Consider the following 1,185-nt stretch of genomic DNA (forward strand, 5'->3'; position numbering starts at 1 on the left):
CGATTAGGCGAGGATCTTGGAAACCACGCCGGCGCCGACGGTACGGCCACCTTCGCGGATTGCGAAACGCAGACCTTCTTCCATGGCGATCGGAGCGATCAGTTCCACGGTGATGGCCACGTTGTCACCCGGCATAACCATTTCCACGCCTTCGGCCAGGCTAACTGCGCCGGTCACGTCGGTGGTACGGAAGTAGAACTGCGGGCGGTAGTTGGCGAAGAACGGGGTGTGACGACCGCCTTCTTCCTTCGACAGCACGTACACTTCGGCCGAGAACTTGGTGTGCGGGGTGATCGAACCCGGCTTGGCCAATACCTGGCCACGCTCGACGTCTTCACGCTTGGTGCCGCGCAGCAGCACGCCGACGTTGTCACCCGCCTGACCTTGGTCCAGCAGCTTGCGGAACATTTCCACGCCGGTGCAGGTGGTCTTGACGGTGGCCTTCAGACCAACGATCTCGAGTTCTTCGCCGACTTTAACGATACCGCGCTCAACACGACCGGTCACTACGGTGCCACGACCCGAGATCGAGAACACGTCTTCGATCGGCAGCAGGAACGGCTTGTCAACGGCACGCTCCGGGGTCGGGATGTAGCTGTCCAGCGCGTCGGCCAGGCGGAAGATCGCCGGTTCGCCGTATTCGGACTGGTCGCCTTCCAGCGCCAGACGCGCCGAGCCGGTCACGATCGGGGTGTCATCACCTGGGAAGTCGTACGACGACAGCAGGTCGCGCACTTCCATTTCCACCAGTTCCAGCAGCTCGGCGTCGTCCACCAGGTCAGCCTTGTTCAGGAAGACGATGATGTACGGTACGCCAACCTGACGGGACAGCAGGATGTGTTCGCGGGTCTGCGGCATCGGACCGTCAGCGGCCGAGCACACCAGGATCGCGCCGTCCATCTGCGCGGCACCGGTGATCATGTTCTTCACATAGTCAGCGTGGCCCGGGCAGTCTACGTGCGCGTAGTGGCGGTTCTCGGTTTCGTATTCTACGTGCGCGGTATTGATGGTAATACCGCGAGCCTTTTCTTCCGGCGCGCTGTCGATCTGCGAGTAGTCTTTAGCTTCGCCACCGAATTTCTTCGACAGAATGGTGGTGATCGCTGCAGTCAGAGTGGTCTTACCATGGTCCACGTGACCGATGGTGCCAACGTTTACGTGCGGTTTCGTCCGCTCGAACTTTTC

At 60.9% G+C, this 1,185-nt stretch carries 1 protein-coding gene; it reads right to left on the reverse strand.

What is annotated here, in order from left to right; translation table 11 throughout:
• Positions 1–3: 3 nt before the first annotated feature.
• Positions 4–1,185: elongation factor Tu (gene tuf, locus ACZ2IA_RS22740; RefSeq protein ID WP_470294863.1), on the reverse strand; the 1,182-nt coding region annotated here is incomplete at its 5' end.

The sequence above is a fragment of the Crenobacter sp. CS_VA4 genome (assembly GCF_055597485.1).